Annotated in this window: 10 protein-coding genes and 2 CRISPR repeat arrays; of the genes, 7 read left to right on the forward strand and 3 right to left on the reverse strand. The window is 67.6% G+C overall.

Annotated elements, in window-relative coordinates; all coding sequences use genetic code 11:
- The first annotated feature begins 158 nt into the window (after positions 1-158).
- A CRISPR array of direct repeats spans positions 159-703; the repeat unit is 35 nt; unit sequence GTTTCACCCCGGTCTCCGGACCGGTCTCATTGCGG.
- A 400-nt stretch (positions 704-1,103) separates the two neighbouring features.
- Both ACTOQ2_RS37420 and ACTOQ2_RS37425 read right to left on the reverse strand, forming a co-directional pair.
- Positions 1,104-1,376: a DUF397 domain-containing protein gene (locus ACTOQ2_RS37420; protein ID WP_440105716.1), complete on the reverse strand. Its 273-nt coding sequence runs from the start codon at positions 1,374-1,376 to the stop codon at positions 1,104-1,106.
- Positions 1,377-1,390: 14 nt separating this feature from the next.
- Entirely contained in the window at positions 1,391-2,272 is an 882-nt protein-coding gene (locus ACTOQ2_RS37425; RefSeq protein ID WP_440105718.1) for a helix-turn-helix domain-containing protein, read from the reverse strand.
- 461 nt (positions 2,273-2,733) lie between these two features.
- Between ACTOQ2_RS37425 and ACTOQ2_RS37430 the strand changes: the two genes are divergently transcribed.
- From ACTOQ2_RS37430 to ACTOQ2_RS37455, 6 genes are all read left to right on the forward strand, one after another.
- The gene (locus ACTOQ2_RS37430) at positions 2,734-3,141 is read left to right on the forward strand and encodes an ATP-binding protein (RefSeq protein ID WP_440105720.1); all 408 of its coding nucleotides are present in this window, start codon (positions 2,734-2,736) and stop codon (positions 3,139-3,141) included.
- Positions 3,142-3,145: 4 nt separating this feature from the next.
- Positions 3,146-3,430: a hypothetical protein gene (locus ACTOQ2_RS37435; protein WP_440105722.1), complete on the forward strand. Its 285-nt coding sequence runs from the start codon at positions 3,146-3,148 to the stop codon at positions 3,428-3,430.
- A 151-nt stretch (positions 3,431-3,581) separates the two neighbouring features.
- Complete coding sequence (locus ACTOQ2_RS37440; protein ID WP_440105724.1) at positions 3,582-4,331, forward strand: class I SAM-dependent methyltransferase; 750 nt, start codon at positions 3,582-3,584, stop codon at positions 4,329-4,331.
- Positions 4,328-6,979: an SUMF1/EgtB/PvdO family nonheme iron enzyme gene (locus tag ACTOQ2_RS37445; RefSeq protein WP_440105726.1), complete on the forward strand. Its 2,652-nt coding sequence runs from the start codon at positions 4,328-4,330 to the stop codon at positions 6,977-6,979. Before ACTOQ2_RS37440 ends, ACTOQ2_RS37445 begins: the two co-directional genes overlap by 4 nt.
- Positions 6,979-7,263, forward strand: a complete 285-nt coding sequence (locus tag ACTOQ2_RS37450) for a hypothetical protein (RefSeq protein ID WP_440105728.1) — start codon at positions 6,979-6,981, stop codon at positions 7,261-7,263. Before ACTOQ2_RS37445 ends, ACTOQ2_RS37450 begins: the two co-directional genes overlap by 1 nt.
- On the forward strand, positions 7,260-8,474 hold the full coding sequence (locus ACTOQ2_RS37455) for a hypothetical protein (RefSeq protein WP_440105730.1): 1,215 nt from the start codon (positions 7,260-7,262) through the stop codon (positions 8,472-8,474). Before ACTOQ2_RS37450 ends, ACTOQ2_RS37455 begins: the two co-directional genes overlap by 4 nt.
- Before the next feature lie 264 nt (positions 8,475-8,738).
- Positions 8,739-9,218: a CRISPR direct-repeat array (repeat unit 36 nt; unit sequence GTTTCATCCCGATCTCCGGATCGGTCTCATTGCGGG).
- Positions 9,219-9,280: 62 nt separating this feature from the next.
- Here the strand turns inward: ACTOQ2_RS37455 and ACTOQ2_RS37460 are convergent.
- Positions 9,281-10,615 carry a hypothetical protein gene (locus ACTOQ2_RS37460; protein WP_440105732.1) on the reverse strand — a complete coding sequence of 445 codons (1,335 nt, stop codon included), beginning with the start codon at positions 10,613-10,615 and terminating at the stop codon, positions 9,281-9,283.
- 295 nt (positions 10,616-10,910) lie between these two features.
- Here ACTOQ2_RS37460 and ACTOQ2_RS37465 point away from each other — a divergent pair, with 295 nt between their 5' ends.
- Positions 10,911-14,753: a S8 family serine peptidase gene (locus tag ACTOQ2_RS37465; RefSeq protein WP_440105734.1), complete on the forward strand. Its 3,843-nt coding sequence runs from the start codon at positions 10,911-10,913 to the stop codon at positions 14,751-14,753.
- Positions 14,754-14,869 lie beyond the last annotated feature (116 nt).

Here is a 14,869-nt window from a genome sequence, read left to right on the forward strand (position 1 = left end):
CTTGTCTTGCTCCACCCGTCTCGGCGGCGGTTAGGAACCCCAAGCACGCCCATTTTTCCAGGGGGGTTCCGAAGTTTAAACGAACACTTGAAGCACCAAATCGGACACCTCATCGATTTAGCCCAGTTACTCTCAGTCATAAAGCCAGCTCGCGAACCGTTTCACCCCGGTCTCCGGACCGGTCTCATTGCGGCGCCGCCATGGGCGTGTAAAGGGGGGCCGGTAGCGCAGGTTTCACCCCGGTCTCCGGACCGGTCTCATTGCGGCCTGCTCGACGAGGGGCACGCCGTCCACAAGGTCGGCGTTTCACCCCGGTCTCCGAACCGGTCTCATTGCGGCCAGGGCCTCATCGTGGCGGTGTCGGGCTCGCGCTCGGTTTCACCCCGGTCTCCGGACCGGTCTCATTGCGGCTCGTACAGCTTCCAGCCACGCTCAGTGTCCTTCTCAGCCTGTTTCACCCCGGTCTCCGGACCGGTCTCATTGCGGGTACGTCGTCCCGTTCGTGTTGCCAATTGACGTGCCGGTTTCACCCCGGTCTCCGGACCGGTCTCATTGCGGGGCGGCCCACATCGCCTCGGCGTCCCGCCGGATGCCAGTCTCACCCCGGTCTCCAGACTGGTCTCATTGTGGGGCTCATCTGCCCGTCGTCTTCACCCCTCCGGCCGCCGTTTCACCCCGGTCTCCGGATCGGTCTCATTGAGGGAGGGTGAAAGTGCCAGTCCTCTGGTTGCCACCAGAGGGTTTCACCCCGGTCTCATTGCGGGTGATGGACGCCATCCTCGCCCTCATCGTCGCCCTGGCGGTTTCACCCCGGTCTCCCGACCGGTCTCATTGCGGGCCTTTGTCGGTGTCGATCACCAACTGGGCACCGTCCGCGCTTCCCCCCGGTCTCCGGATCGGTCTCATTGCGGCAGGTTGACCCAGCAGACCTCTTCGCGCAGGTCCTCCAAGTTTCACCCCGGTCTCCGGATCGGTCTCATTGCTGCCACTCGCCCGCCAGCATCCACCCGACGGAGATGCTCTCGTTTCACTCCTGTCTCCGGACCGGTCTCATTGTGTTGAATCAGTCTCATTGCGAGAACAAAAAAGCGGCTCTCAAGTCGTCAAGCCAGGTCCGCGAGATAGCCCTCCTTGATGCTCACAAGGAGGGAGGCCCACTCGGCGGAGGTAAAGGAGAGCACTGGGCCATAAGGGTCCTTGGAGTCTCGCACCAGGAAGAGGCGTTCGGCGTCTACCGTCTGTTCGGGGGCGACTTGGGCGTTGTCGGTGAGCGCAAGTTCAACGCAGCTACCGCTGAGAGTGCTCTTGTGCCAGACACCAACCTCGACGCACTGGCCGCCGTTGGCGTTACTCAAGCTCGCCTTGCGCCAGATCACGTGGGAAAGATCCATCATGGGTGCGCCTCTCCGTCCGCTTGCATGTCTCGGATAGCCTGCGCGATCAAGCTGCGAGTCTGGTCCGGCCCGAGGGCTCGTGCACGCAAGTGATTGAAGAGCAGGACATATGCGTCTACTTCTCGCGGATCCTCTAAATAGACACTTCCCTGCCAATACTCAACGTACACGGTGTCCGGATCGGACAGTTTGGGAAAATTGAGGAGAGTGAATCCGCCATCCATCGCGGGGTGGACACCAGCGGCGAACGGTAGGACCTGGATCGTGACGTGATTTGTTTCGGAGAGCTTGATCAGCCTGCGAAGCTGATCCCGCATGCTCTGAACTCCTCCGACAGGGCGGCGTATGACTGCTTCGTTGAGGATGCACCACATCATGGGCGGGTCGGGACGCTCCAGCACTCGTTCCTGTCGCTTCATCCGGATCGAGAGCCGTCGTTCCAGTTCTTCGTCCGGCGGCAACACGGGTGCTGACCTCATGACAGCTCGCGCATAGTCCTCGGTTTGGAGCAATCCAGGAACGAACTCCGACTGGTATTCCTGGAGGGTCGTGGCCTCCTCTTCGAGGCCCACGTAACTCTGGACCCACTCTGGGATCGCCTCGGACACCTTGTGCCACCACCCGCGCTTGCGCGCGTCACGGGCGAGTTGCATGAGCGCTTCGCGACGATCACCGGTGACCCCGTAGAGATTGAGCATCATGGCCACGAGGGCGACCGTGGCTGCACTTGTGGCCGATTCGATCCGTGTGATGGTGACGGGTGAGCATCCGGCGTGCTCTGCTGCCTGCTCTCGCGTCAGCCCCGCCTCCTTGCGGAGGCGTTGCAACTCCGCTGCGAGGCGACGCCTCCGAACCGACGGGCTCCGCTGAGCACCCATTCCACTCCTCTCCGTAACCGACCTACCGCAGTCTGCCGAAGTGATCTTCGTTCATCAACATGCACGATGTTCATTTCGATTCTTATTGCTGCGAGAGCCATGGTCATGCAAACTAAACACGCAGAGTGATGGATCGCTCATGGAGAGCAATCGTCAACTTCCGGTCGAACGCCTTCAAAACCGAAAAGGGGTAGCGGAGAGATGAGAGTGCGGGATCTTCAGGGGTGGGGTGGGCAGCTCGTGGAGCTCGCCTGGGAGTTACATGAGTTAGGGGTCGACTCCGTAGTGCGGCTGCCTCCTACTGGACCGGCGAGCATGGAGATCTTCCTGTCGCCCGGAGGCCGGAGGCCCGTAACCGAGCAGCAAGACCACGACTCGGCGTGCACCTGGGATCGGAGGCACGAGCGAGGCACCCGAACCAGGGCTCGGAAGGTCTGCGAGCGGATCACGCGGGGGACGAGATGAGGGCACTGGGACTGCTGGGCCAGGTCGAGGTGCCCGCGCAGGTCGCGGCCGTCCCCCGGGCACGCCACTACGTCCACGACCTACTGAAAGGGATCGATCACCCGCACACCGACGACGCGTTGCTGCTCGTCACCGAACTCGTCACCAACGCGATCCGCCACTCCGACTCCGGCCGATGCCCCGATGGCCGGGTCATCATCGCCGTCGCCAACCACCTTGGAACGCTCCACATCGATGTCGTCGACGCCGGATCGACCGGGCAACAGCCTCGTCTCTGCGCGGAGGTAGGGCCCGACAGCGGTGGAGGACGCGGGCTCTGGCTGGTGCAGGAGCTGTCCTCGGCCTGGGGTTGGTACGAGACCCTGATCGGTCGTGTGGTCTGGTTCCAGTTGGACGGACGGTGACCCCGTGGTCCGCTGGGACTACTCGCCCCGCTGCCTCAGCCCGCACGTCCTCCCCGCCCGCTCCCACTGCGAGGAGCTGACCTGGAGCCCTCCGCGCGGGGACGGGCAGGCCCGGGTCGTCAGGTGGACCTGCGACTGCGGCGCCCTGTTCTACGAGCTGTGCCAGGCGGGCGGGCCGAGGTTCATCCGCCGTACGCGACAGCATCATGCGATCGACGAGAGCGACCGCTGGCAGGCCCAGGAGGCGGACGCGATGTGGATCGCCCTGCTACATGGCCTCGTACGGTAATCCACTGCCGAATTCACTCCCATCAAATCCATACCCCTCCAAAAGAGCGTCCGCGTTTCCTGACCCCCCGCTTTCGGACCGGCCTTGACCCACCTCATCGTCCGTTGGACCCTTGGCTTGCCCTGGTGTCTCGGCTTGGAGGGAATGTCTCGTGCGGAGCGATGTCACGCGGGCTCACTACGATCGCCTCGCTGACAAATATGACGAGAACTGGGCATACAGTCCGGAATTCATTCAATGGATGACCGGAAACATTCTCGACCGGCTTCGGATCACCCCGGATCATCGGGTGCTGGACGTCGGGGGCGGGACCGGCCTGTACGCGCGGGAGCTCGCAGAGCACGCCGAGGTGGTGGTCTGCGCCGATCCCTCCCCCGCGATGCTCGACCAGCTTCCCACCCATGAGCGTCTGGTCCCGCTGTGTGCCGGGGCCGAGGAGCTCGCGGAGCAGCGCGTACGACCTCCGCACGACGGCTACGACGCGATCCTGCTCAAGGAGGTGATCCACCACGTCGCCGATCCGCCACGAGTCCTTGACGGGCTGGCCCGTCTCCTGCGGCCGGGTGGACGGATGCTCGTGGTCATGTTGCCGACGAGCATCGATTACCCGCTGTTCGACGCGGCGCTGAGGCTGTTTCGCGAGCGCCAGCCCGATCCCGTCGGCATCGCCGACGCAATGAGCGGCAGCGGTCTCGGCGCCGAGCTCACCTACGACGAGTTCCCGCTCGCTTTCAGCACCGAGCGTTATCTGCAAATGGTCCGAAACCGCTACATGTCACTGCTTTCCAGCTTCGATGATGCAGAGTTGGAAAAGGGCATCGAGGAAATCCGGAGCAAGCATCCGGGTGCCGAGTTACAGTGCCTCGACCGGTTCGCCTTCGTATTTGGGGTGAAAGCGTGACCAGCGTGGAGCTCGACAGCCGTCTCTACCAGCTCCGCAACGAGTTGGATGACCACTCCCGCGTCGCCCGTCACCTCGGCCTGGACTTCGAGCGGCCGATCAAGTCGCTCGGTGACGGCTACCCCGAGAATGCGATCGCTCTGGTCGGAAAGATCACCGAACGGATCCTCAAGCAGCTCTGGCGGCACCACAACGTCCCCGGCGACCCGGGTGGGAAGGCCCTGAGCGAGCTGATCAAGGGGGCTCAGCCGCACATCCGCAGCAGCAGTGTTCTCGACTCGCTGCGCGACATCCAGCGCCTGCGTAACCGGTCCACCCACGACGGCTACGAGATCGCCGACGAGGACGGGCTGACGGCCGTACGCCGGTTGCTGGACGTGCTGGCCTGGTTCGGCAGTACCGGCAGCGGCATCCTGACCGGGGACGTACCCAAGCTCTCCCCCGAGGTGGCGCTCAAGGCCGAGTTTCTCGCCGGGCTCTACCTGACCCTCGACTACAAGCCGGTCAAGCGCTTCGAACTGTCGCGCAACACCGTCTACCAGCTCTTCTTCCGCGAACGAGGGCTGCGCAGCGAGTACGTCGAGCTGCTGCTCAGCAAGAACGTCGAGGACGTGGCCGCGGTGCTGGAGGCCACCGGCGGTGAGCTGTTGCAGACCCAGTTGCCCAAGCTCACCCGGTTCCTGATCCTGGAGGAGGACGGCATCCCCGTGGTTTCGAGTCCGCTCGGGGAGGACTACCGGATCGTCACCTACGACCGCTTCATGGACGCCTTCGTCGACCTGGACCGGCATCTGGCGGACGTCTTCGGCGCCTACCCGGAGCTGCTCGACCCGGCGGGCCTGACGATATCCGGTGACCTGCTCACCACGGACGAACGTACCGGCGAGCAGCGGATCTCCCGAGTCGGTGCCGCCGACCAGTTGCTGGACGAGGTCGCCTCCTCCGGAGGGAACCTGCTCATTGTCGGCCGTTCGGGGAGCGGCAAGTCGACGCTGCTCAAACAGTTGGTCGCCGGGTCGGCAACGGCGAGCCGGCGCCGCTACCGCTTCTACTTCGACATGAGCCTCAAGGGCCGCGACGAGGAGTTCCGGGAGTTCGTCACGCGCACGCTCGCGCCGTACATGGCCGTCGAGAACTCGTACGTCTTCGACGTCTTCCACTACTTCGCGCGGTCGGGGTCGGTGGCGTGCGCGCTGGACGGCATCGACGAGGCGGTGCCGTCGATGACCCAGGAGGGGTTCCTGGAGCTGTTCACCGAGCTCGCCCAGGTGCTGTCGGCGGAGTCGGCGGTGGTCACGAGCTCGCGGGTCTCCTTCCTTGAGGACTCCCCGCAGGTGCGACGGCTGCTGGACGGCACCGCGCTGGTGTCGGAGAAGCTCGTCCAGCAGCTCCACGCGCAGGGCGTGAACCCGTTGCGCGTGCCCCGCTTCTCGGCGCTGCGGCTCCAGGACGCCACGGACGCCGGGACGCCCCTCGAACTCCGCCTGGCACGTGAGCTGGAACTCGACGGCGGCGATGATCGCCCGCACCTCGTCGATCTCGCCTGGCGGCACATGATGCGGGTGGCGTCCTTGGCCGGTCTCACCGATGCCATGCCGTCGATCGTCACGTACTTCGGCTCGGCCTTCCTGCGTGGCCGTACGACGTTCACGTTCGTCGAGCTCGTCAACGAGCTGGGCATCTCGCTCTTCGAGGGAGGGCGGCTGACCTATGACGCCTTCCGGTTGAAGGAGTTCTTCCGGCCCGTCGACTCGTCCGGGATCGCGTTCGCGCACTCGGCCTACCAGGAGCTGCTGGCGGCCGAACACCTGCGCGACCCGGCCGGCCGGGAGTCGGCCGTCGAGGCGGGTCCGCGTCTGACCGAGCAGGTCCGGGAGTTCCTCTACCGGCGTTCCCGCCAGACGCCACAGGCTCCGGCCGACGACTGCGTCCTGCCCGCGGGCGCGTACCTCGTCGGGCCGAGTCACCACCTGATGCTCCGGCGCGTCGAGCGCCCGGTGCGCTTCGACCGCTTCCCCGTCACGGTCGGCCGCTACAACCGCTTCCTGGATGCCGTACGGGACCACGGTTCGCAGCAGTGGGACCATCCGGACAAGCCTCCGGAGTTCTCCCACGAGCCGTGGCAGGAGCGCCTCAAGGTGCAGGAGTACTTCACCGACCCGGCGTACGAGAACCATCCGGCGATCTGCGTCAACTACTGGAGCGCCCACGCCTTCTCCCGCTTCGAGGGCAAGCGCCTGCCGACCTCCCTGGAGTGGGAGGCCGCCGCGCGGGGTGGCGACGGGCGGCTCTTCCCCTGGGGTGACGACATCGACCTGGACATCGTCAACTGCGCCGACTCGTGGAGCGGACGGCCATTGATCACGTACGAGGCGTGGCGGGAGGAACTCGACCAAGGACGGCTCAGCCAAGCCATGCCGGGACCGGTCGACGCGCATCCAGGCAACGTGTCACCGTTCGGGGTGCGGGAGATGGCCGGGAACGTCTGGGAGATCACCGGCACAGTGCTGGAGAACCTCAACGAGGTGGTCATCTGCGGCGGCTCCTACGACAACCCGTACCGGGCGTTGCAGGTCTCCTCCAAGGGCCTGTCCCGGCGCCGGGGATGCAGCAATGCGGTCGGTTTCAGATGCGTCGAGGAGCTCTGATGAGCATTGAGGAGACCGCGACGGCGAGCGGCCAGCGGTTCGGTCACATCGTCGACCGCATGCCGCTGGGCAGCGGGCACGATGGTCGACAGGGCACGTACGTGGTCCGCGATATCGAGACCGAGACCCACCACTCCTTCATGTACTCCGACATCGTGACCGAGGGGTTCCGTACGATCCGGACCGGCGAGCGGGTGAGGTTCTTGGTCGACCCGGACGATTCGGAACGGGCTCGCTACGTCATCCGGCTCGATCTCCCGGACATCGAGGACTACTACCGGTGACCCGGCTGGCGAGGCAGGTCGTTGTCGCCGTCTACGAGGCCCGGTTCCCCTCCACGCCCGAGTGGGCACCCGTGCCGCTGGTCCTCCAGCATCGGCAGATGCGCTCCACCGCCGAGGCACGCGGCGAGTACTACAGCGACAAAGCCACCCGCGTCCTGTACGGGCGAGACGATCGCCCCCGCCGCTGGCACGACCCCGTTCACCGCGTCGTCGGCGATGTCGAGGTCCTGGGCGTCGAGGCGCTGCGGGCATCCGACGAGCCGGACGCCTGCGGGCTGGTCGCCATTCACCTGCGGCCCAGGCGAGGGGCACCCATATCGCTGCTGCGTGGCCTGGCCGGTCGCCGGGACGCACCGCCCGTCGGCTTCGACCCGCAGTCCCTTGTCGAGGGTCAGGCGAAGATCGAGCCCGGACGTCCTTTCACGGTCTGCTTCGTAACCCCTGGTGGCAGAGGACTCCCCCGTCTCTATCGCCAGCCCAGATACTGGCGCTGGCCCGCGACACACCAGTGGCTGTGGGCCCTGGCCTCGCGTACCACCCTGGCGGACTATCCACCCGACCCTCAGAATCTCGAACCGGCCGACAGCGAAATCATCAGGCTCTCCGTTGACTGGCACGCCGCCGTCCTGCGCGACGGTGTGGGCGTGATCGGCATCCGCACCGATGACGGGGCCGAGGATCGGTTCTTCGGGTACGGGGAGTTGTACGTGCGCTCCATCTATCTGGATGCCCTCATGCTCGGCCTGCTTCAAAATCAGGGGCTCAGACACCTTGAGGAGCACAGTGTGGCCGCGCTCGACTCCACCCGTCCGGAGGCGATGGCCGAATTGGAACGAGAGGTCGGCTCCTTCCGACGCCGCTTGTGGGCCCAGCACCTCACCAGCCACGGCATCCCGAACCGGCTCCTGACCGCCTACCAGCGCCAGCACGGTCTCCGTGAACGCTTCGAGCAAATTCTGACCGAGATCAGCGACGCCAACCGGCTCACCCGCGAAGACGAGACCCGCCACGTCAACAGCGCAGTGGTGGTGTTCACACTCGTTACCGTTCCGGCCGGAATCGCGCTCGCACTGCTTCAGGTGGTGGAACCGGACGACCCCTGGTTCTACGCCTCCGTGGGCGCGGCTTTCGTCATTTTGACGGCCCTGCTCCTACGCACCCGCTCCGCACGCGTCGCCCTCCGAGCGCTACGGCGTCGCTTCTCTGCGTAGGAGGAACTCAGGTTGTCAGAGCAGGTCCATGAGGGCATCCTGGCTCATACGCACGCCTCGCCATTTGAAAACGCATAGCGTCTCGGTCTTTGCCCTGCTGAAGTTCCTTGGCCATGCCATCAACGTCTGGCAGCGGTTAGGAACCCCAAGCATGCACGCTTTCCTTGGAGGGTTCCTAACCCCAGACAAACAGCCGCAGGGTCAAACCAGACAATTTCCAGTATAGATATAGTTACTTTCCGCTATACGGCCAGCTCGCGAACCGTTTCATCCCGATCTCCGGATCGGTCTCATTGCGGGCCTGTCAGCGCATCCGCGTAAATGATCGCCGCACGAACGTTTCATCCCGATCTCCGGATCGGTCTCATTGCGGGCTGCCGAAGCTCAAGGGCGTGCGGTCTACGCCCTGGGTTTCATCCCGATCTCCGGATCGGTCTCATTGCGGGCCGGGGCTGACCGTCGGCCCGCGCCTGCACAACCTGACGGTTTCATCCCGATCTCCGGATCGGTCTCATTGCGGGTTGCTGTCCCAGCGCCATTCGTGGGCGACGTACAGGCGTTTCATCCCGATCTCCGGATCGGTCTCATTGCGGGATGGACATCTTCGACACGTCGCAGCTGGGCGTGGACTGTTTCATCCCGATCTCCGGATCGGTCTCATTGCGGGGGGTCAGCGTACCCACCCTCGGCCTCCTCGACGAGTTTCATGTTTCATCCCGGTCTCCGGACCGGTCTCATTGAGGGCGATACCTCCGAGTATCAGAAGTTCTCCCCGGGGAGCGTTTCAGCTGGTCTCCGGGCCGGTCTCATTCGGTTGCCGCCCCGCTCGACTCGTCCGTCACCTCGGGACGAACTCGGCGGGCTCGGTAGCGCCGCACCAAGGCGGGCAGCCAAGGGGCAACCCCGATGACGAGCAGCAACGCCAGCAGCGGCATGCGCCACCATGCCGTGATGGTCACCGGTGGCGGTGAGGGAAGTGACGCCATCCAGGGGCGGGCGGTTTTCGACCAGGCCAGGAAGGCGTCGCCGATCGGGAGCACGCCGAAGGCGTACCTCTTCGTCCACGGGGTGTCGATCGGGAGGCCGGCCAGTTCGCCGTAGTTCGCCAACGCCTCGGCGAGGGGGGCGTCGCCGTGGATCTGGGCGGTGCCGAGGGCGACCGCGGTCGCCGAGAGGCTCACGCCGAGCGGGAGCGGGCCGGAGTCGACGTCGGCCTGACCGTCCATGCCGACGGGATACTCACGTACAGCCGGGCCGAGGCCAAGTGGGGTGACGACGTAGTGGTCGAGGAAGCGCCGGTACTGGTCGGCGGCGAAGGCCGGGTCGATCTCGACGAGGAAGCGCTGGCCGAGGCTCTGCGAGCTGCCCCTGGCCACCTCGGCCGGGGCGCCGGTGCCGGGTTCGGCCTCGTGCGGGAGCAGGCCGGTGCGGGGATCGAGCCGCTGGCGTACCGCCTGGAGCCAGCGGTCGGCGGTGGCGGCGAACTTGGGCGGCAGCAGCGTGTCGTGCAGTCGCAGCGACGCCATGGCCACGGTCGAGTCGACCGGCCACGCTTGTCCGGGGTAGGCCTCCAGGTAGGGCGACTCCGACGCGGTGAACGCCTCGCCGAGCGCGGCGGAGTCGTCGGCGAACCGGCGCAGCTCGGCCGGGTCGCGTCGCGCGAGCGGTTGCAGGGCGAGCGTCCCGCCGCGCAGCCAGTTGGTCCAGCCTCGATAGAAGACGCCGTGCGGCGGGGTGAGGTCCGCGCTGAACGGGGCCCGGCCGGACGGCGACTCCAGCCGGGTCAGTGCCCAGCGCGCCTCGCGCAGTGCCGCCGACCGCTCGCCCTCCGGTGCGCGCATGCCGAGCTCGACCCAGCTCAGGCCGTACAGCGCGTGCAGGAAGAAATAGCCCTCGGGGAACAGGTTCTGCGCCTGGTCGCCCGCTCCCCCGTCGAGTGCCGCGCGCAGGAACGTCAGCTGCCGCCGGACCCCGGGCGGCTCGCCGGTCGTGCCCGCGGTGGCCGGTACGACGAGCCGTACCGCGCCCAGCAGCGCGCAGACACTGACCGCGACGGCGACCAGCAGTCGCAGCACCCGGCCTGCCCTCGGACGCGTTCTCGGGGGCGGTGTCACCTGCGCCGTGGAGGGCGGCTTGAGCATCTGTTGATCTTAGTTCGGCGCGCGGTCAGGGACATGGCCAAGTGGGCGAAAGGACGATCAGGTGGGTGCTTCGCCGGGGTGACCGGTCATGTTCCGGGCCGCCGCTCGGGACCTCGTTCGGGACGTCGTGCCAGGATGTCCGGTCGCGCCGTCCGTGGTTTCCCCGGCCGCCATCTCCCTGTCGGGATTACGACATGTCCTAAATTAGCCATACGGGATCGTTGATATACGACCGTTTTATACCGAATCATGGCGTCTGATCTTTTTGTACCGTCGCCACTTCGGGAGAAACTCCTTGCACGGCACTCCCCCACGGAGGCACGGGCTGCTCGCCCTGGCCTCCGCGCTCACGGTTCTCCTCGCGGCCTCACCGGTATCGGCATCCGCCGACGCGACGACCCCCGTGAAAGCCTTCGCGCGAACGTCCGCGACCGCCTCCACGACCGCTCCCGGGGACACCCCGGCGAAGCTCGCCGAGACCGTCAAGGCCGCCGGAACCGCCGGGGCCCCGCTCACCGTCACCCTCATCACCGGGGACAAGGTCACGCTCGCGCGGATCGCCGGCGCCCTGACCGTCGTGTCGATCACGGGCCCGGACGGCGGGCGCGTCGGCGCCCGGGTCAGCACCGTCGACGACCACCTCTACGTGTATCCCGACTCGGCCGCACGGTACGTCGGCACGGGGCTCCTCGACGAGGGGCTCTTCGACGTCACGCGGCTCGTGGAGTACGGCTACGACGACGCGCGCAGCGACCACCTCCCCCTGATCGTCACCTACACCGACGACACGGTGGGCAGACGCGCCGAGAAGGTGCCGGGCGGGGCGGAGAAGGTCCGTACGCTCAGCAGCATCCAGGGCGCCGCGCTGTCCGCGGACCGTGACGGCGCGGCGGGCTTCTGGGCCTCGCTCACCGGGTCGGACCCGCGGGCGGAGTCGCGTACCGCGACCGGCGTTCCCTCCCTCACCTCGGGGATCGCCAAGGTCTGGCTCGACGGCAAGGCCAGGGCGAACCTGGCCGACACCGTCGCGCAGACCGGCGCGCCCGAGGTGTGGGCGGCCGGGAACACCGGCGAGGGGGTGAAGGTCGCCGTCCTCGACACCGGGGTCGACGCCGACCACCCTGACCTCAGGGACCGAGTGAAGAACACCGCCACCTTCGTCCCCGGCGAGGACGTCAAGGACCATAACGGTCACGGCACGCATGTCGCCTCGACGATCGCCGGCACCGGCGCCGCCTCCGCGGGCCTGGAGAAGGGCGTCGCCCCCGGCGCTGACCTGCTGGTCGGCAAGGTCCTGGACAACCTGGGAAGCGGCCAGGACTCCTGGATCATCGCGGGCATGGAGTGGGCCGCCCGCGACCAGCGCGCCAAGATCATCAGCATGAGCCTCGGCGGCGGGCCCACGGACGGCACCGACCCGCTCAGCCAGGCCGTCAACGAGCTCAGCGCCGAGACCGGCGCGCTGTTCACCATCGCGGCCGGCAACTCAGGGCCCGAGGAGAGCACGGTGAGCGCGCCGAGCACCGCGGACGCCGCGCTGTCGGTGGCCGCGGTGAGCGTCGCCCCGAAGGGCACGGCGCTGGCGCCGTTCTCCAGCCGGGGCCCCCGCGTGGAGGACTACGGGCTCAAGCCGGAGATCGCCGCGCCGGGCGTGGACGTGCTGGCGGCCAGGTCGCAGTACGCCGCCGAGGGCGAGGGCTCGTACCAGACGATGAGCGGCACCTCGATGGCCACCCCGCACGTCGCGGGAGCGGCGGCCCTGCTGTCGAGGACCCACCCCGAGTGGACCGGGCAGCAGCTCAAGGACGCCCTGGTCAGCAGCAGCAAGCTCCTGCCGCAGTTCAGCGCCTACCAGGTCGGCGGCGGCATGCTCGACGTCGCGGCGGCCACGCGCAACACCGTCTTCGCCACCGCCACCGCCCAGGTCAAGGTCCGGTGGCCCTACACCCCCGGCCAGAAGGGCGAGCAGCCGGTCACCTACACCAACCTCGGGGAGAACCCGGTCACCCTCGACCTCACGGTCACCGGCGGGGCACCCGAGGGCCTGTTCGACCTGTCCGCGGCCCAGGTCACGGTACCGGCGCGCGGCACCGCCACGGTGAACGTGGTCCTGAACGTCGACCGGGCCGAGCTCGACGGCCACCTCAGCGCGCGGCTCGACGCGAGGGACGCCGAGGGCGCCCTGCTGGCCCACACCGCGATCGGCTTCTACAAGGAGGGCGAGCGGGCGAAGCTCACCGTGCACGCCAAGGACCGCGCGGGCAAGCCCCTCGCCGGTGACCTGCTGATCACCCGGGACCTGCCCAACGGGCATCAGACGTTCGAGTACCACGGGGTCGGCCCGTCCGGCACCACCGAGCTGCGGCTGCCCACCGGCGACTACGCCCTGTGGATGTGGGGCGACGTGGAAGGCGTCAACGGCGCGTACTCCCTGGGCAGGGTGCTGCTCAGCAAGCCGAAGATCTCCCTCACCGGTGACACGGAGATCACCCTGGACGCCTCCACCGCGCGCCAGGTCAGGTCCGTCCTGCCGTCCGGCAGGGACCAGGCGCGGACCACGACGATTGCCAGGATGGACTTCTACCGGGGGTTCGGCAACGGCGCCGTGAGCGACGCCTACCTCCTCGGCGTGCAGCACGACAGCCTCTGGGTGCAGCCCACCGGCAAGAAGGTCACCGACGGGCAGCTGACGTTCGCCGCGCGCTGGCGCGACGAGCAGCCCCGCCTGGCGGTCTCCTCCGAGACGCACGACTTCGACGACCTGCTGATCCAGACCCGTTCCAAGCCGCTGCCCGAGGGACGCTGGACCTACGGCTCGGTCTTCGCGGGTGAGGGGTCCGCGGCGGAGTTCGCCGGGGTGAAGGCGTCGGGCAAGGTCGCCGTGGTGCGGTGGAGCGAGTCCGTCACCCCGGAGGCGCAGGCCGACGCCGCGGCGAAGGCGGGGGCGAAACTCCTGCTGATCGTCAACCCCGGTCGCGGCCGGCTCGACGCCTGGGACGCGGTGCAGACCGACGCCCCGCTGGCCGTCGCGTCGATCACCCGCGACGAGGGCGAGCGGCTCATCACCCACCTCCAGCGCGGCTCCGTGCCGCTGCGCGTCGTCTCCCACCCGACCGTCGCCTACCTCTACGACCTCGTCCACAAGTGGGAGGGGGCTATCCCGGCCGACCCGACCTACCGGCCGCGCAAGGACGACCTGGCCCGCGTCGACGTCTCGCTCGACAACTACCGGCAGGACGCGGCCGTGGAGATCCGCATCGACCTCCAGGACGGCCTGCGCCCCGGATTCAGCGGCTACACCAGCGCCCTGCCCGCGCAGAGCAGGCGTACCGACTGGGTCTCCACCGACGACTCCGTCCGCTGGCACGAGTCGCTCTTCGTCATCCCCGACGAGACCCAGCAGAGCTCGGACATCCTCACCTACAAGGGCGGTACGACCAGCGAGGCGCGGTGGCTCGGCCCGGTCCAGCGGCCCCGGATGAACACGGCGTCCCTGCTGCCGACCCGCGCGGGCGACGGGCTGGTCGCCATCGTGCCCTCCTGGGGGGCCTCGGGCGGCAGCCACGCGGGTGAGGCGCTCTTCAACCCGAACGCCACGCAGACCCTCTCGCTCTACCAGGGCGACACCCTCCTGGAGCAGGCGAAGACCGAACGGCTCGACCGTACGCTGATGCTGGCGCCGATCGTCAGCCCCGACCGGCTGCCCTACCGCCTGGTCAACGAGGCGTCCCGCGACGCCTCGGTGTACCCGTACTCGACGCGCACCCTGACCGAGTGGAACTTCACCTCGGGGTACGTCGAGAGCAACTCGACCAGGGACCTGCCGCTGATCCAGCTCGACTACGACGTCGACGTGGACCGGGCGGGCCGGGCCGGCCGCCGGGCCGAGCTCACCGTCACCCCGCTGCACCTGCCGTCGGTGGTGGACTCGGGCCGGATCGGCACCGCCACCCTGGACGTCTCCTACGACGACGGCGCCACCTGGAGCAGGGCGAGCCTCGACCACGGCAAGAAGGGCTGGACGACGAAGCTGCGCGCCCCGGGCGACGCCCGCACGGTCACCCTGCGCGCCGGCGCCCGTGACAGCGCGGGCAACAGCATCACCCAGACCATCGTCCGGGCCTTCGGGCTGAGGTAGCCGGGACCTGAAGTGGCCGGGACATAGACCGGAGACGGATACCGGAGACGGACGTGCCCGGCGGGGGAACCGGCCGGCCGGATCAGCCGGCCGGTTCCCCCGCCGGGTCCGGCGCG

This window comes from Streptosporangium sp. H16 (assembly GCF_051918855.1).
Classification (GTDB): Bacteria; Actinomycetota; Actinomycetes; order Streptosporangiales; family Streptosporangiaceae; genus Streptosporangium.

Coding starts and splice junctions, on each gene's coding strand:
- ACTOQ2_RS37425 (WP_440105718.1), bottom strand. CDS start 2,272: ATGGGTGCTCAGCGGAGCCCGTCGGTTCGGAGGCGTCGCCTCGCAGCG.
- ACTOQ2_RS37430 (WP_440105720.1), top strand. CDS start 2,734: ATGAGGGCACTGGGACTGCTGGGCCAGGTCGAGGTGCCCGCGCAGGTC.
- ACTOQ2_RS37450 (WP_440105728.1), top strand. CDS start 6,979: ATGAGCATTGAGGAGACCGCGACGGCGAGCGGCCAGCGGTTCGGTCAC.
- ACTOQ2_RS37460 (WP_440105732.1), bottom strand. CDS start 10,615: ATGCTCAAGCCGCCCTCCACGGCGCAGGTGACACCGCCCCCGAGAACG.